General features: G+C 57.6%; 9 protein-coding genes. All 9 read left to right on the forward strand.

Going from position 1 to position 23,272, the window contains the following annotated elements; all coding sequences use genetic code 11:
* The first annotated feature begins 198 nt into the window (after window positions 1–198).
* The 9 genes from KDX39_RS24580 (at window position 199) to KDX39_RS24620 (ending at window position 23,010) form a co-directional block, all read left to right on the forward strand.
* Complete coding sequence (locus KDX39_RS24580) at window positions 199–609, forward strand: hypothetical protein (RefSeq protein WP_231662144.1); 411 nt, start codon at window positions 199–201, stop codon at window positions 607–609.
* A gap of 69 nt (window positions 610–678) precedes the next feature.
* On the forward strand, window positions 679–1,077 hold the full coding sequence (locus KDX39_RS24585; protein WP_231662145.1) for a hypothetical protein: 399 nt from the start codon (window positions 679–681) through the stop codon (window positions 1,075–1,077).
* A gap of 18 nt (window positions 1,078–1,095) precedes the next feature.
* A complete protein-coding gene (locus KDX39_RS24590; RefSeq protein WP_231662146.1) occupies window positions 1,096–2,394 on the forward strand; it encodes a hypothetical protein in 1,299 nt (432 codons plus the stop codon).
* A gap of 12 nt (window positions 2,395–2,406) precedes the next feature.
* Window positions 2,407–3,273: a deoxyribonuclease gene (locus KDX39_RS24595; RefSeq protein WP_231662147.1), complete on the forward strand. Its 867-nt coding sequence runs from the start codon at window positions 2,407–2,409 to the stop codon at window positions 3,271–3,273.
* Complete coding sequence (locus KDX39_RS24600) at window positions 3,270–3,905, forward strand: hypothetical protein (protein ID WP_231662148.1); 636 nt, start codon at window positions 3,270–3,272, stop codon at window positions 3,903–3,905. The genes KDX39_RS24595 and KDX39_RS24600 overlap by 4 nt, the downstream gene beginning before the upstream one ends.
* Window positions 3,906–4,003: 98 nt before the next feature.
* On the forward strand, window positions 4,004–7,552 hold the full coding sequence (locus tag KDX39_RS24605) for a hemagglutinin (RefSeq protein ID WP_231662149.1): 3,549 nt from the start codon (window positions 4,004–4,006) through the stop codon (window positions 7,550–7,552).
* Window positions 7,549–20,574, forward strand: coding sequence for a LysM peptidoglycan-binding domain-containing protein (locus KDX39_RS24610; RefSeq protein ID WP_231662150.1), 13,026 nt, complete (start codon window positions 7,549–7,551; stop codon window positions 20,572–20,574). Before KDX39_RS24605 ends, KDX39_RS24610 begins: the two co-directional genes overlap by 4 nt.
* A gap of 144 nt (window positions 20,575–20,718) precedes the next feature.
* On the forward strand, window positions 20,719–22,065 hold the full coding sequence (locus KDX39_RS24615) for a hypothetical protein (protein ID WP_231662151.1): 1,347 nt from the start codon (window positions 20,719–20,721) through the stop codon (window positions 22,063–22,065).
* 9 nt (window positions 22,066–22,074) lie between these two features.
* Window positions 22,075–23,010, forward strand: coding sequence for a hypothetical protein (locus KDX39_RS24620; protein WP_231662152.1), 936 nt, complete (start codon window positions 22,075–22,077; stop codon window positions 23,008–23,010).
* Window positions 23,011–23,272: the final 262 nt, after the last annotated feature.

A 23,272-nucleotide genomic window follows, 5' to 3' on the forward strand; every position in this document is an offset into this window, starting at 1 on the left:
TGGCCATCGTGGGCTCCTGCCGTTGATGGACGCGGACTTTACTGACTCCCGACGCTTGCTGGGTTCAAATGAGTTTCAGATGATTTCGTACAGAGCCTAAAAATTCTTCGGATCAACCTTGCGGAACAAACCCCTGTTTACTAGTCTGAAATTCGCACATGGCATGTTGCTACTAAACAACCCAATGGAAGGCCAAGGATGAGCACATTCGTACGTTCCCTTACCATCGAAATCTTCAATGCAAGCGGCGCTGACATCACCGTCAACTACGGCCTCCTGACTGGCGGAGAGTGGGCGTCGGCGCCGGTTCCCGGCACGGTGATTGAAGCAACTACCCAGCAATCCTACGTTAACGGTGTACCCAACACCCTGACGGCTCTCGGAGGCCAGCTCTTACTGACTCCAGCCGCTGGGGGCACCATCACTCCAACCTGGAACTGGCCGTCGGGCTCCCCAGTCTCCGGTAGCGTGAGCAACACGGCGACTGATCTGGCTGTCAGTAATCAGATCATCAACGCCCAGACCAATAATCCCACTCTTCAAGTGATCATCTCCAATGCAAGTACGAGCGCCAGGATCGTAGCAGCAGTCAAGAGCGGCGATTTCTGATCGTCTCTGAAGAGGAGAGGGCCGACACTGAAGTGTCGCCCTCTCTGCGCTGTGGGGAGGATCAGGATCATGCCGATTGAGCAAGCGGACGGCGTTTATGTCGTTCAAGTCGCGATACAAAATTCAAGTGACACCGCCTTAACGCTGACCTTTGGAATGCTGACGTACGGAAGCTGGGTTCCTCAGGAGGGGAATGGCATACCTCTACCGGGCACGATTCTCGCGCCAGCAGGAGCGCTTACTTACTTCAACGCGGCAGTAAATGCCTTGTCCTCCGTGGGTGGAAGTATTTCCTTCTTGCCCGCCAATGGTGGATCGCTGGTTGTTTCTTGGGAGCGAGAGCAGGGGGCTGCCTTGACCGTAAACGTATCGATCACCAGCGATACCCTCACGGCGCAATGTAGCAGCATCAATGTCGGGACACTGAGCCCAACCGCTCAATACCTCGTCACTAATATCAGCAGTTGAGCAGGGAAAGGTACGCGAATGGCTACCAGCTCTTACAGTTTTTCGAACGCACTACCCCCCACTACATCCACTGGGACCGAGGGGCCGTTCCTGATTCCACCTATAACCGTGGGAACGCCGGATTATACCAAGCCGCTATTAATCTACGTCATCTCGGTGTGTGCACAGAACACCACGACGGCAACACCGGGCATCACCAGTTCACAGAACTCGGTGTTCACGCTCTCGTTTGTTCAATCGAGTTACTCGAGTACGACGTTTCTTGCCTTGGTCAGCGTGACCGCTGCGTCGGTATATAGCCAGGATCCAGCCACCAGAACCCAGATGCTGGCGGCCTTCAAACAGTTTCGCCAGCAAGTTGAAGTGCTTGAAGTTTCTGCTGCATCGGCAAGTGGCGGACTTCTGCCGGGCGCAGCTGTGACGCTACTCAATCGTGTGGCATTGTCCATGCCTCTAAGGATCGATGAGGTGCTCCCATACCTCTACAGTTTCGATCCGGTCAATCAGCTTGTCGACCTCGCCCCAGGAATGAACTTGCGAGTTGAATGGGCAGGGTATCAATACTGCGATCCACCTGGCGGACCAGGCTATGGATTCAACGCCTTCGCCAACACCGGTATGAGCCGGCTTCGTGTGGTCCAGAGACCCGATCTTTCTCTCTCGTTGGATGCGTTTGCTGGCGCCTTCGCCCCGGGATACGGGACTAATCCAGCGGCGACCTGCCCGATATTGGCGGCCGGTCCGCTCGATCTGTGCCTGGGTGGCAATACCCGCCGCCATCTGAGAGTGATCCTCCCGACGATAATCACCGGTTCGGCCTCACTGGATAATAGCGGCTCGCAGCAGCAGCTCAGTTCATGGTTGATCGGAGCCGACACATTTGCCGATCTCGAAGCCGCCACGACCGACATTATGAAGGGGGGGACCGGCTGCGGCAGGCAAGCGAGCGGAAACCCGATTGTAAGCATCAGTTTTACCGGCAGAGTGATGCTGGTCCCCGAGATTACCGTGCTGCTGAACGGCAATCCGATGTCCGTGCCATTGGGGACCACGATAAAAAACCTGGTTGCAGAATATGCAGACCCGACATCGGCCCAGTACCGGAGCAGCAACAATATCAATTCCGACTTGAATCTTGGAATGAACCGGCGACTGCAGAATACCGGGGCGCCGAGCGCGGCGGCGACCACCAAGTATTATCAAGCCAACTTTATCTTTCTTCCGACTAATTCGGCACAGCCTCCGGTCTATTTGGGCAAAGCCGGGGATCAGTATGACTCGCCACTTCTCAAGGGCGACTCTATAAATATCACCTGAAGGGGTGGAATTATGCTTCGGCAGTTGAGCGTTTCCCTCTCGGCCTGGGTTGTTGCGCTGTTTCTGATCGCCAACGCACATGCAGCTGATCTGACGGTAGGCTCTTTGAATGCGCTGCATCTTGGATGGGGAGCGACGGCAACCACAAAGAGCAAATGCGATCAAATAAAAGTGCTAATGGCTACAGTGGATATATTGTTTTTACAGGAGACAATGCAGACGTCCGTACCCTGTACTGGGCTGGGTACCGGAGTTCAGCAAGATTGCTCTGGGATGAAGGGGGCCAGCTCTTATAAGGAGGCTTATTGCTATGTTTACAAATCCAGCAAAATAACAGTAGTAGCCTATATCAACGCGCCAAGCGCTTCGTTCAGTCGCCCTCCCTACGCGATACTCACAAAAATAAAGGTGACGGGTAAGGCAGATAAATATGCATGGTTTGCCAATATCCATTCTGTTTTCGGTAAAACGGTGAAACCACGTCAGGACGAGGCCACGGCAGCGGGTGCGTTTTTCAAGAGCCTCACCACGACGACCTACGGAACAATAACGGTTCCGCCCAAAGGCTTTCCAGTGATCATCGGCGGCGACTGGAACCTCGCGGTGACCAGCAAGAAAAACGTCTATCAGACAGGCTTTAAATGGGTTGACCCAGTCGCGAATCCAACCACCGCTCCGCAGGCTTGCCCGGATAATGATCCGACCAGCCTGACCACCAAGGGGGCTCCGTCCAGTCCTTATGATCACCTCATAATCACCGGCGTCTCCCTGACGGGTGATCCCTCTTGCTACCTCACCACCAATAGCCTGTCCGGGCTCGGTTGGCGGCAAAATGTATCCGATCATATGGCGATATATTGGGGGGTGACATTCAAATGAACCGCTGCCTTGCATTATTAACCATTGCTTTCATATTTCTGTCACCTCGACTGTACGCGGATACAGACTTCATTATTCCGGAACAATGTATTCAGGGCGCAACTGGAGCAGCTTCCGACGATTTGGCAACAGGAGGGGACCAGCCGATCGTGGAAGTTTACAGGTTGTTCACGTCAACACCAGACAAATACGCGACGGTAACCAATGTATACGCAGACGGCAGTAAGAACTGGTACGTTGAATTCGACGCCCCGCAATATGACCTTTATGCCATCAAAACATCATACACCCCGTTCTTAACCACTTATCAGTCGGCTTCTTATTATCAGGGGGCGTCTGGCAAGGTCGCCCTTGCTCTGCCTGTAGGCAATGCGCTGAGTCGTATCTGGGAGTATTACAATATAAAACTCGGAAGCGCTTTGGGCGGCGCTTTTATCGAATTTGCGCCAGACGTTGTCGCGGATGATCCATTTACCATGCAGGTAGATGCTGACGGCGACATCACGGTGTATTGCTATCAAGAAGTTTTCGGCGGTCAGGCCGTAACGGTTTATGACAAAGATCACGAGTTTTATGGCACTGGAATTATACAAAGCGACGGCTCTATCCGTTGGGACCAGTCACAGCAATAGTCCTATTACGAGGCAAGAAAATGTCAGCCCTTTGTCAATATCCGTCGCAGACCAGCTTATATGTGCCAGACACCTTATCGCCAGGTGATAGCGTGTGGATGGCGTACCTGCTGCCGGCGGGTGTGACGGGGCCGCAAACGTTGAGCTTGTCCGATGCCATCTCCTCAGGGGGTTGGTTCATCGTTGTCCCTGGACTGGTACCGGCTCAAATAGACAGTTTTGTTGCAGCCGCTCAAGTCTATTTTGCCAACAGCGCCAGAGCGGGCGCGTTCGCCGCGTGGTTTCAAAACATTGAAAATCCTGCGGTCGGGCTAAGTGGAATGGTGGTCTATGCGACCCGCTCCAGCGCGCAGGCTGTCGTAATCCGGTCGGCGCAGATTCAGGGGGCGAATTTATCCATCAATATCGACAGTGGTTCCATTTTTGCCGTTTCCGAAGATGGATTGAGCTTGTCCATCTCCGGAAACGGCAATAGCTGGTCGGTGACGCCATTCGGCTCTCGCCAGCCTTATCAATTGCCCTGGCTGAGCGGCGGAGCTATCAATGTGCTTGGTCCAAGTCCCACCTCGGGTTGCTTTCAGTTCTCGGTGTCCGTCACAGAGGCCGCAGCCGAACAGTTGGATATCGGTCTGCGTTCCTATACCGCGCCGGTTGGCGGCGGTTACGCTCAAAGCGCGAGCCACAGGTTTCTGGTTTTCGGCACCTCTGGCCTCTCACTGGACATGACGCTCGACCCATTGGCACCGCTCGACCATCTGCGCAGTTTCGCAGGGTTTATCTCCAGTCAGTCGCCACTGGCCTCAACCTACCGCACAGCCGTTGGCGAAACGGTCAACCTTGCACCCGCAGCCAATGCCTCGTTGGTATTCACAGATCGCCTCCTTGCGGTTGATGCCAGCGGCAACCCTGTCGTTCTGGCAGGCAACAAGACTGTCGCCATGACGCCCAGCGGGGATTTCACGGTATCGCTGTCTGCGACCGGGAAGGCGTCGCTGCCCGGTTCCGCACCCGATCTCAGCGCAACACTGATGTGTGGCTTATCGGCGGTGGAGTACTTGGGTGTCAACGCGTCAGCGACGCTGAATTTTGTTCCGGATCAACCGGCGTTCGCAGCGACGCTCAGAGCCGCCACCGGCACCGGAGCCAGTGACACGAGGCGCGTCTTTGGGCCACTCACTGGAGCAGGCCGGACTTCATGGGCCTACCTGTCCGTAGACGATGGCTCGACCTACTTCGCGCAACCCGACAGCTCGGTGTTGCACAATGGACCGGGGGACGCGTCCTCTCCATTCTTGAACTATCTGCCAGTGGAACTCGGGGCCCTTGCACCTTCAGCGCTCCGCGCCAACGCGCTTGAAGATGAGCAGGGTAGTTATCCGCTATTGCCTTACGCCGGTGTGACGGTCGGTGTCGGCTTGACCACCGAAGACCTCTCACAGTTCGAAATGCAAGCCTGGGCGCCCAAGCGCAAGGCGCTGATCCAGCAGATGATCAATCTCAGCACGAGCGGCTTCACCGCATCCACGGCAACGCTGCCCTCACCGCCGTTTGGTACGACCCCCCAAGGTCTGCTGCTCGAGTTCAACCAGGCCGGGAGCGAATTGGGTTGGGCGCACCTGACGCTCGGTAACTCTCCTTCAGTCGTGCCGATGTATCGCAGTAACACCGTCGTGCTCAGTTCCGTCGATGGCCCATTGAAGGACGCGCTGCAAACAAACCAGTTGGCGCTCATCATGTCCGCGGGTGATCGCTTCGCGGCCTGTGGCAGCTTCCCCTATGTCCTGACGCAGGAACGCTATCTGACCCTGACAAATGTCATCACGGATTCGGCAGTGACGACGGCGATCGCCCCTTTGGTGGTGGGCGTCAGCCCCGGTTCTGGCATGTGGCCGGATGAAGCCGCGCTGAACATTTCGCTGCAAGGTGTCCTGACGGCCGCTCAGTACGACACCTGGGCCCAGACAATCCGTTCCTATACCGGCGATTTAAGCCTCTTCGTCGCGGATTGGGAGTTTGACTTGTCCCCATGGCGCTGGGCGGATCACAACTCCATCGTCATTTTTAAGTTCTGCAATAAGCAGTTGGTACAAATCGTTGCAGATACCGCCCAATGGACTGAGGGCGACGCCTTCAATACGTCGACGGCGGCGACCCAAAAGATCATCTCAGACATTTTCGATGAGGCGATAACCCGGCTGGAAGCAGGCGATACCGACCTCAGCTATTTCGTCAATACGGTGATGCTGAGCGCCAACTGGAACGGCATACTTGTGTTGAATGGAGAGGTTCCCCTTTCCGGACTGCCGCCGCAGTTGGAAGGTCTTGCCGCAGGCATCGACGCGTCAAAGTTCCAGGCCCACCATTTAGGCATCACCGTCACTCCGGTCGTCACCGGTGCCGCGGAGTACGTGACGACAGCGAGCTCAGCGTTCGGCCTTATCGACTATAACTCGCTTGAGCCTTTGACCAGCACCCAGGCCTATGACTACAAGGTGCTGTCACTGAAGGTCGGGATCGCCAATTCAGAAATCATTTCGTTTTCCAGTTCGATCGAACTGATGATCAATGAACTCTTCGGCGAACAATCGACCCAGGAAAACGCGTCCGATAACAATCTGGTCTTGTACGGTACTTACCAGAAGAGCGGTGGGGTAGGGACCTACTCCTTCACCAGCAATGGTTCCACATCCTATAGCATGTCGAGCAGCACGCTCTACATGGTCAACATTCAGACCGCGTCCTTCATCACCGTTACCAGTGATGACGATGATCCAGGCGACACCACGGTCAACTCTCTTTTCCAGCTAAGCGGGTCGGTTTCGTTCCTGCCGCAGACCGGATTCGATCTTTTCTCCTATGGTCCAGAGCAGGCTGTCATCGATCTCGGCGGAGTAGGGGGCGGCCTGGTCTATTCGGCGTTGTCGATAGACATGACCTTCGATCAAGCGTCGCCCACTTATCGAACGTTTGTGTTCGATGCGACAAAAATCTTGCTCGACCAGGGCGCCAGCGAAGTTCGAGTACTCAGTCTGGCCGCCCATTTTCCGATGAGACTCACGGGGTTGGTTCAGGGGACAGGGCAGGCGACGCCAGACTCGATGGGCTTCATGCCTGTTGATTCTCCGATTCAGGGCAGCGTGCTCACGGCCCCATGGTTCGGCCTGGAGTTCGAGCTCGATCTCGGTTCTCTGGGCGCTCTCGCTGCGCAGGCGGGTTTTACCGCATCGCTGATGCTGGGATGGGCGCCCAATGTGAACGGCGTTAGCAACTATGTAGGCCTCAGCATGCCTGGCGTCAGCGGCGGTGATCGGGCGATCTCGCTGCAAGGTGTGCTCAAGTTGGCGTTCGGTGATGTTTCGTTCCTGGTCCAGCCACCGACCTACATTCTTCAGCTCAAAGACATCGCGTTGAAGTTCTTGAGTCTCAGTTTCCCGCCGAACGGGCAGATCAACATGCTGATGTTCGGCAATCCGGACGCCCCGACCAGCGGCGCCCTGGGCTGGTACGCCGCGTACCTGAAAAACGGCGCGGGTGGTAACGCTGGCACAGGCAACAATGCTGCCAGCCGTCTCAAGGCCACCAGGCACGGAAATACGGTGCTGATCGCGCCGCAACACGAGATCAAAAGGCAGGGAGCCAAGCAATGAACATCCAGGATCTTTGGACCAGCCTCCACACCAATGACTACCTGAACGCTTCAAATACGAGACTGGCGCTTCCGGCCAACAATGAGCTGGGATCGGCACCGGTCACAGCGCTGCTCAGTGATACCACGCTGTTTCCAGGCGCCAGTCTCGAAATGGCGCTCTCAAGTGCAACGCCGCCGGGCGAGGTCATCACACTGGCTGGCACGCTGGCCGGAACCTTCATGGGATTCGCGATGCCGGCCGCCACCGCAGTGTTCAGTGTCGACAGCAATGGCGTGGCGCAGCTATCCCTCGCGGTCACGTTGGGTGACGGGCAGGTGCTGGGTATCGCATTCCCCAAGATCGCCAATGATGTTCCGGGCCAATATGATTTCACAGGGGCCAGCCTGACTGCGGCGTCAGCCGCATCGGGCAGCACGCTGACTTTTTCAGGCGTGCCGGTTCCTCCAAAGACCTATGCCAAACTCTGGAGCGGTGCCATTTCCCCGGTGACCGGCTCCATCACAAGCTGGGCGGACCCCAGCACGGCATGTCCCGTTTTCTCGCTCTCAAACAAGCTGGCCACCACCGCCGCGCAGGCCGGGCTGCTCACTTTCAAGGCGCAAATTTCGCTGACGAGTTCGTCTTCCGGTGGCGCGGGCCAATTGGTGGGTGAGATCCCTGCCGGGCAATTGGCAGTGAGTGCCGTACCGATGTCGAGCGTCTTGCCTGTCAACGATGGGACCGGTCCGGTTTTCGGCACCTCGGATGGCTGGAAGCTCGGTATTCCGGATCTTTCGAGCCTTGCGGCGCTGTTCGTCGGTACACAGCTCGCCGCTTATGTCCCGCCACGTTTTCCCCTCGGAAGCGCACTCAACGTTACCCGCATTTCGTTGTCGCTGACCTATGGCGGAGCCACATCGTCGGTCATGACGACGAAAGTGGTCGAGGACACGTCTGTCTCGCTATTGCCCCTCAATGCGGCGAACCTCGATAGCATCGAGTTCTCGTTCTCCATGGTGCTCTCCAATGTATTGAGCTTGAGCATTGGCGTCGGAGGCAATTTCCATTTCTTCGGTAACGTGGCCCTTAGCTTCTACGCAGGTGTATCCGTCCCCTCATTGATCGGCCGGTTCTACAACAACAACGTTATCGATGTTTCCGACCTGCTTTCGGTTGTCGGTATAACGGGCATCCCGCAAAGCGGCTGTGTGTTCGAGACGCTCAGCGCTACGGTGGATGTCAACAACGGCTACTACGCGTTCAATGGTCAAGCGCTCTTTACCGGGGCTGATTGGTCAATCAATCTGGGTAGCGGGCTGACACTGATCGAGATTGACAGTCTTGGCCTGGCGATCGACAAGTCGGCGGCGAAAACAACCGCTCAACTCTCGACTTCATTTGTGTTCCTGGGCTCTGAGTTTTACGCAACGGCCTATAACAGCTCCGGTTCGGCAGGGTGGGTGCTAACCGGTACGATGTCGCCAGACACACCGATGAAGATCGCCGATGTCGCTCGTCAGCTCCTGCCCTGGATCGCCGACGCCGTACCGGACATCGCCATCAACTACCTGCAATGCCAGTTCGACACCAGCAACAACACCTACATGGTCAACGTTCAGGTGATGTGGAAACTGGATATTTTGCCAGTGTCCATCACGGCCGAATTCATGCTGCGATCCAGCCGCGTGACCTCCACTGATCCGGCACAGTATTCCGGTTATGTGCGGGGCATCGTCGATATCAATGGCATGCTCCTGGGTGTGGCATACGTCTTCGATCCCACCACCACTGACATCATCTTCAGCTACAAGAGTCTGTCGGTCACTTATCACAAAGACAACAACGTCGCCGCCAACACCTACGTTGCAGTCAGTTTGAATAACAGCACTGTCGGCGACCTGTTCAGCTTCCTGCTGGAGTTCGCCGATCCCGGTCGGAACATCTCGCTCTCTTCGCCTTGGGACGTGCTGGAAAAGATCGGCTTGCCGAACCTGACGGTCAAGGTCTATCTCCAGACCAAAAACATTGAAGTCGATATGGATCTCAGCGTTGATCTGGGCTTCATGAAACTCACTAAATTTGTCCTGAAGTACACCAAGCAGTATGGCAAGTCGAAGTTCGACCTTCAGCTCAGTGGAAACTTCCTGGGGCAGGATTACGGCCAGAACGGTGCCGCACCACTCAGTTGGGACCCCCTGAACCAGGCACCGCCGGTTGTGCCCGGCGCCGGCACCCAAAGCTTCGATCTGGAATACCTTGGCCTTGGTCAGCGCATGGCGCTGCGCGGGACACCACCGGCAACCATGGATGGCGTCATCAAGGCCCTTGAGAAAGCGTTGGTTCCCACGGGCAACCCACAGCAAAATCCGGCCACACAATTACCGGGGCTGTCGTATGACGCGGGCTCCAACTGGCTGATCGGAACCCGTTTTACCGCGATGTCGACGGTACAACTCAGCGTCGTCTTCAACGACCCCAATCTCTATGGTCTGCTGATCCAGCTTTCCGGCACCCGGGCGGGTTCATTGGCCGGCCTTCGCTTCGAAATCCTGTACCGCAAGATCAGCGACACCATCGGCGTCTACCACATCGAACTGACGCTGCCCGATGCCATGCGACACATCGAAATGGGCGAAGTCTCGATTACATTGCCCATCGTCACCCTGGATATCTATACCAACGGAAACTTCCGTGTAGACGTTGGTTTTCCGCCAAGCCTCACTGATTTTTCCAGATCCGGCTCGGTCCAGGTTTTCCCGTTCATCGGCTACGGTGGCTTTTACTTTGCCGTGCTCAACGGGACGACCTCGACCAATGTGCCGGTTATCTCGAACGGCAATTTCTCGCCGGTGCTCGAATTCGGCCTGGCACTCCAGATCGGTGTCGGAAAAACCATCTCACTGGGCATTCTGTCCGGTGGCATCAGTATTACCGTCGGTGGTCAGCTTCAGGGGGTACTTGCCTGGTTCAATCCGACCTCGCCCAGTCTGTCGCCGGAGCGTTACCTCCATCTGCGCGGAACAGTGGCGGTGGTCGGTATTGTCTATGCGACCGTCGACTTCGGAATCATCCAGGCCAGTGTCAACCTGACCGTCTATGCCTCTGTTTCTCTGAACATGGAAAGCTACAAGGCCATCCTGCTTGAGATCAGTGCGGGTGTACGCGTCAGTGTCTCGATCAAGATCGTCTTTATCCGCATTCGTTTTTCCTTCTCGGCGACAATCACCGAGAGCTTCACCCTAGGCTCAGACTCCAGCACTCCCTGGCTTATCGCCTCGAGCTCAAATCCTCAGAACGTCCTGCGTGGTTCCTACCGGCCCCAGGCGCTTGTGCCGCGCCAGCGGCCCTACGCGAAGCTTCGCAGCCGACCCGCACGCAGCCTCCAAAAGCGCGGGATGCTGCTGCGCCGCTCCGCACTCAACCTGATGGCGACAACGACGGTCAACCTGACGGCGATCCCGTTGATTTCCCAGGCATTGCCCAGCGACTTCAGTTTCCCGGGTGCACCGACTTTTCCTGGCACCAGCATGAACCCGGTCCTAGCCCTGTTGCTGGGCATGGAGACGTCGACGGATCCCCGTTCGGGTACCAACCAGTTCCTGACATTCGTCACCGAATGGATCACTGATTCTATCGGTCACACTCACGAGACCCTTTCGGCTGCGCTGATCGATGAAATTCTGGACGCTCTCTCCCTGAACGATGTGGCGTCCACGATCTTTACCTACAGCGCATTGGAGACGTTGTTCACCAGCAACAACATCCAGTTTTCGATCGCGGCCCGGCCGACCACGGATCCCGGCACAGAGATCCCCATGGCCTTGATGGCCATGATTCCCGAACTGACGATGTCGACCCCTGATTTCTCCATCAACTTCTTGTCTGACCGAGTGCCGGAAGGCGACTACGAACAGACGATCCAACAGTATTTTGCCGACCTGGCCGCTCAGTTCGCGGCCCGTGATACAGGCTCAACCCTGCGAGCCGCGGAGTTGATGGAAACGCCGGACTCCATGGCGACCATCATATTCCGCTACTACTTCCAGATGCTGACCAAGGGCCTGATGCAGCAGGCCAAGAGTCTGCTGGCCGATTTTGACCTGAAACTCGACGAGTCCCAGACCGCAACCGCCTTGCTGACATCGATCGCCAACCGCTTTACCAACAACTACACGGTACGTCCCGGCGATACGCTGGCCTCGATAGGCAACCTGTTTGGCGTGAGCGGAGCGGATCTCAGGGCAGCCAACCCGGACTACCAGAACGCTGAACCGACTGTCGGCCAGACTGTGTTCATCCCGACGACTACGGTCACGTACACCAGTCAGACCCGCGATACGCTGGCTGGGCTCGCGGCATGCTTTGGCGTCTCCGAGGCCGATCTTCAGGCCGCCAATCCTGGTGTGGATTTCAATAATCTACAGGTCGGAACCGCACTCACGATTCCGGCGATGCGCATCCTGCACACGGTCATTGCCGACGAAGGCGGGGCATCGGTCGCCGCGGATTTCGGCATCGACCTCGGCACGCTGAAAGCTGCCAACCCAGGCGTCAATTTCAATCCACTGGCCGCCGGGACAGAGTTGTTGATACCCCTTCAGGTGACTCCTTACATGGTCGCGACCAGTAATCAGTCCGCACAGAACGTCCTCAACACCGCGGTGACGCTGGCCCTCGGCGACATCACCTTCACGGCCAAATCCACGGACAGCATCACCTCGCTGGCGGCGCAATTCGGCGTCACCGCCGAGCAATTGGTGACAACAAACGCCGAGAGCCTGACCGTGATAAACCCGGGCCAGTCAATTTCGCTCGGCGATCTGACCACAGTTACCCGAGCAGGGGAGAGCTACAACTCAATCATTGGCTACTGGTACGACCGTATCGTTGATTTCGATCCAACGACGCTGACCACGGCCAACCCGGCCCTGACTTTAACAGCCGGTCAGAAGCTCTCGATCCCACAGACCACCACCCACGACACGATCTACACGGTCCAGAGTGGAGACACCTTTGCCAAAGTGGCGGCGGCCTACCCAGGCCTCACGCTCTCCCAACTGCTTGGCAACAACGCCGCAATCGGCCTTGATATCGGCCAAACCGTTAGTCTGCCGGCCGTCGCTGTCCCGACCAGCAGCAGTTTCATCCTGCCCTATGCGGCCACGACGGGCGATACACTGGCCTCTATTGCCGGAGCGTTCTTTGCGGCCGATGAGCGAACCCAGGCGGCGGCGATCCAGAGCCTGCAGCAGTGGAATGGTACCCAGGTCGCAACGGCCCCGTTGGCTGTCGGTCAGATCATCAACATCCCGTATGCCAGCAGCTTCGGGAACATCCAGCGCCAGTATAAAGTCTCCGCGAAGCGGATCGCCGATAGCACGGCCTCAGGAATGGCATCGCTCCTGGCAGCCCGGGCATCGCTGACAGCGCCAAATGTGAGCCATTCGATAGCGGCCACTGACACGCTGAGTAGCATCTCTGCAGCCTATGATCTGTCCCTCGAACAACTGACAGATTGCATTGCCTTGGTCTCCGGCCTCTTTCAGGTCGATGCCACGTCGAAGATCTTGACCTTGTCTGTCGTTGCGATCCCCGGCATGCGCCTGTCGGTACTTACCGATAACCTGGCGTCCATGGGGATGTTCACCGATGCGCTGAACATGACCAGCCGTTTCATGATGAGCGGCCTGAGAGCCCCGGCGCCGAAGTTCCCTGGGCAGCCAGCCCCCTCGGCAACATTGGCGTATCCGCTCTATGCCCTGGTTGGTCAGGAATACCCGCTGGGCGCGGTTGCCACTGGCTACGACATCGACATTGGCAGCTCAGGTGCGTCGTGGGTGTCCGTCGACGCCAGCGCTGCGGTCATGCCGCTGGTCCAGCCAGAAATCGATCAGATCAACAGCTTCAGGACGCTTACGTTCCAACCCAGCGTCTCCCAGACCATTGCGTTGCCGCAGTTTACCTACGTGGCCGATTGCCAGTCCGTGGGGACGATCAACCTCTGGGTGACCCCGCAAGTGCCGGCGCAGATCATCCCTAGTGGTCAGAAAGTGGTGCAGCCGTCGATGTGGACGCTGCCCGATGCAATGATATCGGCACTTGCCGCCAGCCCCTCGGGTACGCTGCTGTACCAGCCAAAATCCGGCACCACGACGTCCGATGGCAGCATCCAGAGCGTTGTCCTCGAAAACACCTGCTACGCGACCTCGATCAGCATCGATATCCAGACGATCCCCAACGCGCCCGACGGCATCTATATGGTCGCCGGCGCCGATCAGGCGGGGATGCAACGGCTGTTGGCGCTGTGGGAATTCCTGACCAGCAACGGCGAGACCGCAACCCTCTATATCGCCTATCCGGATCAGAGCTCGTCCAGCACGAGCGGTGTTCTGGTCTCTGACGCGCTGAGCCGGACCGACAGCTTTATGCTGAAAACGAACCTCAGTACCGAAAGCCATGGCGCACCGCAACTCACGCTGCGCAAAACGCCGATCCGCATGCTCAATACCGGTCTGCTGGAAACGCCGCTGGCCGATCTCGAACCCGATAATTCGCTCAATTTCCTGCAGCTGCTGTGGGAATGCAGTGTGGTCAAATCCGGTGGCTACTATTTGCGCTATGTTACGACGGATGGAACGGTGGGGCTGCCTCAAACCCTCTTTACCGGCGGAACCCAGGCGACCATTCAGATCATTGTGGTCGCCGACAATCAAGCAGCGGGTAGCCCGGTGGCGTACTCCTTCAACAACGTGGCGCTGATCGGTGACAACGTCGATACCGGCACGCATAACATCTTCTTCGAGGCGCTGACCCATGAGGTCACGAGCTTAGACACCCTTGCCAGTGTGGCGCAACTCTATGCCTCTTATGTCAGCCTCGATGCCGTCTCGTTGGCTGAACTTAACCAGACCGTTGTCGGAACCATGGTGCCGGGTACCACCGTTACGGGGGCGTTGGGACAAGTCACAGTGCTGGCGACTGATAGTTTCCTCAGTCTGGCGCAGCGTGCTGGCGTGACGGTTGCCGCGATTGCCACGCAGAAAGCCCAGGTGACTGGCTGGCTTCAGCCCGGCAGTGAGCTTCAGTTCTCCGGTAACCCGGTCCAGCTCGTCGCACCCGGCGAGACCCTGGCATCCATCTCGCAGGAATATGACTTCCTTGATCCGGAGGCGCTGGCCGCGCTCAATCTCAACACGGTTGACCTGCTCTTGGTCGGGGCGACACTCACGATCCCGGCGAAGGCGGACTACGTCATTCAGGCCGGTGACACGTTTGGCAGCATCGCGTCTGCCCAGGCCACCGATCTGTCCCTGATTGCCGATGCGAACCAAGATGGGCAGATCCTGACGGCCGGCCAACCCATCATTGTCGGGGGCGGTACGCTTAACCTCACCGCCACCTTGCCGCAAGGGCATATCGGTTTCGACGTTACCCGGGCGAACCCACAGCCCGTCGATCCTGCGGATGAAACCGATCAACAGGCGCTGAACACGCTCTTCAACCTGCTCGGTTTCCAGATCACGGAAACGGCGGCCCTCAAAGCCAGCAACGAGGGGCTGCCGGCCGGTCCCACGACGCAAAATGATGATGATCCGTGGGACTACCAGCAGGTCATGTCGGTGCTTGCTTTTGCGAAGGTCAACCATGCTATCGATAGCGCTCCATTGCCGCCACCGGCGTTGAACCCCTATGCCGGTATCAGCGCTAATGCGATGTCCGAGGTCGCTCTTGCGTTCCAGGACGTACTCGGCAACCGCACCAACGGCTCGGTGATGAGCCCCATCGATCAGCCGCTGGGCTACACCGACCAGATGATTCCGGTCGGGGCATGGCCCTCGGCGACGGCGGCTTATCGCTTTTCTTCCCCAGCGTCGGGGGACAACAATCTGGCGGTCACCGTTTCGATTTCGCCAACGCAGTTCCTGCCGGACAACGCTCCGCTGCAGATGGTGGGGGGCGCGCCAAGTGCCGCGCTGTCAACAGCACCGGCTGTTCGCGCCAGCGGTGCCTTGGCCACCTATCAAACCGTTTCGTACCAATTGCAGCAGCCCGATGTGACCGGTTGGCTGAGCACGACACTTGGCACGCTCGATGATGCGCAAAACGTTGGCGAAACGGCGCGCATTCGTCTCCTCGGCCTGGCGAACTCCGCCTATGTCTTCTTGACCGGTGCACAGGACCTGGTCGTCGATCCGGTTACGCTGGGACCCAATGGCTACAAGGACATTGGCGCGTTGTTGAACCTCGCACTGTCGCAGAGCTCCACCGGCTACGCGGTGTCAGTCTCCAACCTGGGACAATACAACGCGGTTGCCCGGGCCGATCTGCTGTGGGGGCAGGGGACCCAACTCGCGGTTCCGGACAATTATCTGGTGCTGTCCGGTGATACGCCTCAAGCCATCGTCACCCGCCTGGACGGCGCCATCGACCTGGCTACGCTGGCGAACAACAACGCCGCAGTAAAAGTGGCCCAGGATGCAATGGTTCACACGGCCGTACGGTCTGCCACGGTCGGTTCGGCCGGGTTGTCTCTCAGTGCGATCGGGCTTCAGGTCGGAACGCTGGTGGTCGATGGCCCGGGTAACGTCCCGGGGTTGGTGACGCCAAACGCGGCGGTACCACTTAACGCAAACCTTACGCTGACCTATTCCGACACAACGGGTCAGTACAGCTACCAGACAACGGCCAGCGTGACGCTGGAGGACGCCGCGGCCAGTTTCACCAAGCAGGTCCGCGAGAACAGCGGTGATCAGGAGGCCGTCGTCACCGTGCTTGAAGTCGCCGGGGCCAATGAGTTTCTGGATGACATCTGGCCGATCGGCACGGTGCTCACGATCTCTAGTGTGCTTGCCAACTCAAACGATACCTTGACCTCGTTGGTCACCGACTTCGGCGCGCCAAGCGGCGCAACGGGCACACCTGAAGCCCAGTTTCTTGCGGGCAACGCTGAGGTACCCGGCATTTGGGCGGTTAACACCGCGCTGTTCATCAAGACGGTGCCGGTCTCCATTGCCGAGGGCGAGACGCTGGCGGATATCGCCGGCATGTACGCCAGCGATGTGGGTTCCATACTTGATCAGAACCGCACGGTGCCATTCCTGGACTCGGCCCTGCTTGCCATCCCATACCTGGCGAACAATACCGGCATCCGCGCCAGCGTCTACGGCGCAACGGGCGCCGAGACGTTTTCCGGGATTGTCTCCAAGTACTCGGGCTGGAGCCTGAACGGGGTCGCTCAATACAACGGTGACGTGCCCGGTCTGTTCGCCGCGGTGGCGATTAACCTCAATGGTCGGACGATCACGCCGACCGTGACATCGACGATCAACGAGCTGGCGCTGGCATTCGGTCTCAGCGTCAACGACTTCATGGCCCAAGTCAGCGCGCTCGCCGGTATCATCGCGGCCGGGGCCGCCATTGTCGCTCCGGCCATGACTTCGCTCAGCGGCGACACCCTCCATGACGTGGCGTCGCGCTACAACCTCGATGAAGGCAGCCTTGCTTCAGCGTGTGCTTCGTTGCCAGGTTTGCTGCCCGCCAACCAGACGATTGTCATTGAAGGCACTCGCTACCAGACGTATGCCAACGACACCTTTGGCCTGCTGACGGCGCGTGTCAACGCCGACCGAGTGGCCCTGAACTTGACACAGCTCAGTGTGGCCGATGTCGCCGCTGCGGCTTCCGGTGTTTCGGTCAGTGCCCGTACACTGTTGGCGCCACCGCTGACCGGTTCGGTATTGGCGGCGGTTACCCCGGCCAAAACCAAGGCGATCCTTAGTCTCGGCGTGTCCCTGACGATGAGCCGCGATCCGGCCCTGCTGGCGCCGGCCTTCGCCGGGGCGCCCCATGTCGTTTCAGCCCGGACCGATATACCGGCCCAGCCGTTTGCCGGCTTGACGGCGGCAGACCAGGGCTCGCTCCAGCAGTTCGCGATTGATTTCGAGACCGCGTTCCCAGGGCTGAAGATTGCAACCGGCCCTGCATCGACCCAGACCCAGGGCATCACACAGATCAAGAAACCTTCGTTGAAGCTGGCAGCCAGTGCAAACCCCGCGTCATCGACAGGTGGAAAGACGCTGTGGGTGGTCAACTTCTCGGACTCCGGCGTAGGCATCACCTACGAGGTCAACCCATCCGGGGTTCGCTATTTTGGCGTGACGCCGCTCTCGACCGTCGCCTGGAACAACACCGTCGAGGTGCCGACCTATTCCGCCGATAAGGGGTTGCTCTGGACCGGTAAGCAGCAGGCTTTCCGTGCGGCGGATCCGGATCAATGGAACCAGCAGTTCCTGGCCGCCATCGATCTGCTTCTATCGCCGTCATATGCCGTACCGGGATCCTCGGACAGTAAGGTTGCCGCCGACATTGCCAGCGTGATTGCCGCTAAAGGTGGTATCGCCAGCGGTATGTCCAGGATCGTCGCGCCCATTATCGGGACTGACAGCACTGGGCTCGATGAAGCGCAGACCACGCTGAAGCAACAGTTGCTGACAACCTTGAGCTCTGCGTACTCGGTACAGACGCTGGTCCAGATCGATCTCGATGTCCAAGGCGTAGGGGCGGGCAATGATCCAACCACGGCGCCACAGCTCTCCGGCAATCTGGTGGCCGGGGTCATCCGGACGCCGGATGACGCGGTCGCGGTCACCGATCCGAACCAACCGTTCGCACCTCTGGCCGCCCAGACACAGGTTTCCCAGAGTTTCCTCGCGGAGACCATTTTTTATGTCCCGAACATTATTCGTCCGGGGTTGACGGTGAGCTATGCCGGCGTCCCTGATACCTACACGACCACGGGCTCCGATTCGCTCAGTACGATTGCCGCGTTCTTCAACGTCGAACTGCCCGGGAATCTACCTTCCGGGATGACGCTGGCCGCCACCGATGAACCGCTGTTCCTGGGCTCCACGGCGATCAACGTGACGTCCTATGTGGTGCCTGCCTCGCTTGCCACGATCACGGACGTGGCCGCATGGATGAGCGTCGAGATTTCGGATGTGGTCAACGCCAACTCCGAGCGCACGAGGTTCTTCGCCGTGGGCAGTACTGTGACCATCGACGGCACCGCGTACACGCCGAGCACGACAGATACGCTGGAAATGATCGCCGTCCATTTCGGTGGTCAAGATCAGTTCTCGGATAGCCTGGCCGATATTGATGCCGGGACATTGCCTGGCAGCTACACGTTGAACAGCCTGGCACCTGCGCGTGGCATTCAGAACGTACCGCAAATGAGCATCGCCACGGCAAAGGGTGCGCTTGCCACCAGCGGATCGCGAATTACCACGCTGTTCGGGGTCAAGGACCCGGCCATTCAGAAGTCGGTCGTACTCAATCTCGACTATCAGGTCAGCCAGATGGAGTTCGATCTTCATTCGGTGGACGGTATCCAGGGATACAAGAGTTCGTCCTGGCTCAACTTCATCATTCCCATCGTCAACGGTGCGAACACTGATGGGCATGTCGGCCAGATCCAGGTACCGGTACCGCTACGGGGTTACCCGGGGCCGGCGATCATCTCGGATCAGTCTGCGAGCAACGCGACGCTGACCCCGGAACCGGCCAAAGTGCTGGCCCAGTGGGACTACGGCTTCACGACGAAGCGGCAGTATGCGGCTCAAGACCAAATGACGCTGGAAGTTCGTTTCAATCAGACCAGTGACGACAGTGCGGACGCCCTGAGCTACGCGAGTGCGCCAAAATACGAGAGTGTCATTGAGGTGTTGGCGGCTTTCTCGGCGGTCTGGCCCGCTATATCGGCTGACCTTGCGCAACTGCCGGATACGGAGGCAGATACCGTCAGCCCGGCCGCAGCCAACGCGGTAGCGGCGCTCGCCGACTTGGCGGCCAGGCTCCAGAATGCGTGGAGCGGCGTGCAGGCCATGAGGCTGTTCGCAGGCCTGCCTGAAAAGACGTTCAATTACTTGATGTCGACGTTGATCCGCGGGATACCCGCCCAGATCAGCGGCGTCACTCTGGATCGCATCGGTCAGATGACGGATTTTTCGGTAGACCCTGACGATTTCCTGTTTGCGACCAATGCAGGCTATCAGGCCGATCTAAACAACGGGGTCGTTCCGGCTGCGTTAGCGGTCGAGTTCGATGGATATGGCTTCAAGCTGAGCGGCCAGCAGACGATCAAGCCTGCGGTTGCCGGGGGCGGTAATACAGACTGGCTGGTCGTCGATCCGGCGGGCACGCAAACAGTGGTCGACGGGCAACACAATTCCCAGGTCTTTACTGCACCACAGACCTACAGGTTGACGTTGTCGGGGACGGGGACATCAGCGGTGATCCAGGTATACCGCCAGATACTGTGGCCGGGCCTGAAGTACGTACCTCCCGGCAATGGGGTTGATAGAGAGGGGACTTGGCTGAATGGCTCTCAGGCAGGGACCCGTTTGGCCTTTGCGCTGGAGGAACAGCAAGCGCTGATCTCAGACCAGTTGGAACTCGATTACGACTTCTACCGGCTCAATCTGCTGTTGCTGCAGAACGCCAGCGGCGGAACGTCGATTTCGCGCAACGCCAACTTGATTGCCGGTGCCCAGATAAATCCGCTGTTCATCTACAAGACACCAGTGGTGAAATTTCCGACACGGATCACGCCGCTGCTCAGTCATGTCGAAACGGTGTCTATGACGGGGCCAGACTTGACCTCGGCACTCAGCAACTTTTTCGAGACGCTCGTCGCTTCGCAAACCCAGGCCTTGCCGGGAACGATACGCCAGATGCGCATCGGCGCCGCCTATTGGCAGTCGGTGGATGGCAAGACCGATCCGACAACGCCGGGCAGTCTTTCTATCCGTAATCCCTTGGTATTGGCACCGACCGTCCAGTTCAACGTCGACACTGACTGGAAAGCCTCGGGTCTTGTGGGAACACTGGCTTCAGCCATGACAAACAGCGCGGAGCAAATGGGCATTACGGCCGCAGCGCCAGGGCAGTGGGTACTCGATGTACTGGTCTACAGCTATGTTGAGGGTGCCGATAAACTCACCGGGATTCTGGATATTCAAAATCAGATCTACCCTGCCTGAGTTAGCGCGCGGTTCAGGTGCAGCAGCTTTGTTTCACTTGCTGGTGAGCCGTCAGGCAGTAAATGAAGGGCCTTTCAGGGCCCTCGACTGCTTGATGATCAGATGACGCAACATGCGGATCACCCATGAAAGGAAGGATCGAAAATGGCAACTTCGGACACCGTATTTGGAGTGGTATACAGCCCGACGTGGACGACCTGGTCTCCACCCTATTCCAACTCTGGGGCACAAGCGCAGTTCTCTGATTCTGACTTCTTTAACGACAGCTTCCAGGCGCTATGGAATACCGGGCAGGACACAAGCGGCAACGCCTACCGAAACGATATTGGAGTGATCGGCAGCTTCGGCTTTAACCTGGTTCGCCTCTATGATTGGGGCGCAACACGCGGTTGGAACGGAACGTATGGCACCGCGCATATCAACTTTCTGGACTATGCGCATCAAAATGGCGTCAAGGTTGTGGTGCCCATATCCAATTATTTCCTGTCTGACGACACTTATGCGTGGAACGGTAACGACCCTGACGCCTCGTACAGCTTCGACAGCGCGCCGTCCGACATACAGAGCGCACTGAAGCAATTTGTCAGTAGCGTGGTGGTCAGCGGCAATATCCATCCGGCCGTCCATAGTTTCTCCGTTGGCAACGAGATCGATATCAATACGTTTGTCGGTCAGGGAAGCAGTGGGGCGGTTGCTCCGGGATCACGCCTGGCCAGGGTGATTTGGTGGATCGTTAACCTGCAACTGCAGATCAGTACCGCGAAATATCGCTACGTGTTACTGACCAGCCCCATCTCGAACGCAGACCAGGGCAATCCATCGTCGGGTAATCCGCCGTTGAGCTACTGGTTTCAGGCTTTCCTCAATGGAGTGACGACCAACACTAATCTGCCGGAGGGCACCACGGGCGGCGATGGCGCGACTTTCTCAGCCACTTGGGCCGGCATCGGCGATATCATCGGTTATAACAACCTCTGGTACTTCAACAGCGTCAATATCTATCAAGTCGGAGAGGGCTTGACCACGACGTTGGGGCAATACGACAGCTGGGCCAGCAACGCGACGACCAACAGCCTGAACTGGCCCGGTCAGCAATTCAGTGTTCCCCTGCTGCTCAGTGAAATAGGGGTAACGCGGTCGGACAATGGAGCCAGCGGACAGCAAGCACAGTTCACCACGGTTACCCTGGACATCGTACAGACCATTGTGAGCTATCTTGCCACCAATACCGGTAGCTACCTGATGGGCTTCTGTCTCTATGAGTTCAACGACGAGGTGACACTGAGTGCCAATTGGGGGCTCTACATGGTGGAGCCGACGACTTACCCCAGTGGTAACGTGTTATTTAGCGATATGACCGGCGAGACGGCCGTCAGTTACGGAAAGTTTCCTAGCGTTAGCTATGCCGTGGACCAGCTTTTTCCCGTGCAAGATACGTCGGGTACCACGCTGATGGCGGCGCTTCAGAGCATCATTACCAAAACCAAATGATAAGACACGATGACACCTACGATTAAGCAGAGCCTAGTTGAATTTATAGAACTGGTCGCCACAGGCAGACAGGCTCGATGGGATCACCATAACTACTGTTATCTCAACTTCCAGATGTCAGTAAAAAATGCCGTTGAAATTCTCGACTCTTTCCAAAGGCTTCCAGTTGCATTTAGCTCCAAGCAAGAGCTTTTACTCTGGGCCGAGGCAAACAATCAGGGCGTGGAGACTATTGGCTTACCGACTGACCACGCGATCATCACCCATGGCGAATTGGATGGGACGCCGGCCCTGGTAGGCGCTTCTTTTATTTGGGTTCTAGCCACTTCTCTCAGGTACAGGGAGGCGATTATTTTCTGGCTGAACAAACTCCGGGATGATAGAGATCTGCGATCTGTGCAAAAGCGAGCTTCAGAGGTTTACGAGCGGGTCGCGGAGTCTTTAGAAAGTGGGGTGATTCGCAAGCGGATGACGTCTGCCCAGCGGGCCGCGCAAGTCAAAGAACTCAAGATTTTGTCCCGACGGTGCAGGGCCGCTTCTTCAACCGAAGAGAAGGCACGGCGTTACATTAGGCTACTTGAAGCACTGGATACCACGCTCGATGCAGATCACGTCATCAACAAAAAATCACTCACGATGATGCCCGATGCATGGGTAATGCTGGCTCCGGTAATCGCTAGTTCGAATCGCAGTTTCGGTCGAGTGGTCGAGAAGTATGCGACCAAGTTCACTCCGCGTACGGGCGCTATTGGTTTGGACGCAACGACTGCATTCAAACTGTTTGCGTCAACCGTTCCCGCAACGTACTCGCTAATGCCGGAGCATGTGGAACGGTTCACTCGCCAGTTTGTGGGCAAGCAGGCTGGGCTGGAGCATGAGCTGCAGGCAGTCTCGAAGATCCTGAATGGCTTCGTTAGCAGGACCAGTAAATCATTCACGCGGTGAGTCGGACATGGAAACGTACGATGAAACCTTACCCGACTCCTGATGGTGAGGTTATTCGTTCGATCTGTGCGGATTGATGACGCTTGCCAACGCAGTGCTGCGACATGAGATTGCGTCGAAACGGCTGCCTTAGGCACTTCACGTTTGCGGTGCCTAGGACATAAATTCAAGTCCAAGCTGGCGTTAGTTCCCTGTGATCCTCTCACCGCTGGCATGATGATCGTTCGTTCACGGCCCTTGATGCAACCCAAAAACAAGTCCA

Source organism: Pseudomonas sp. CDFA 610, from assembly GCF_021147865.1.
Taxonomy (GTDB): domain Bacteria; phylum Pseudomonadota; class Gammaproteobacteria; order Pseudomonadales; family Pseudomonadaceae; genus Aquipseudomonas; species Aquipseudomonas alliivorans.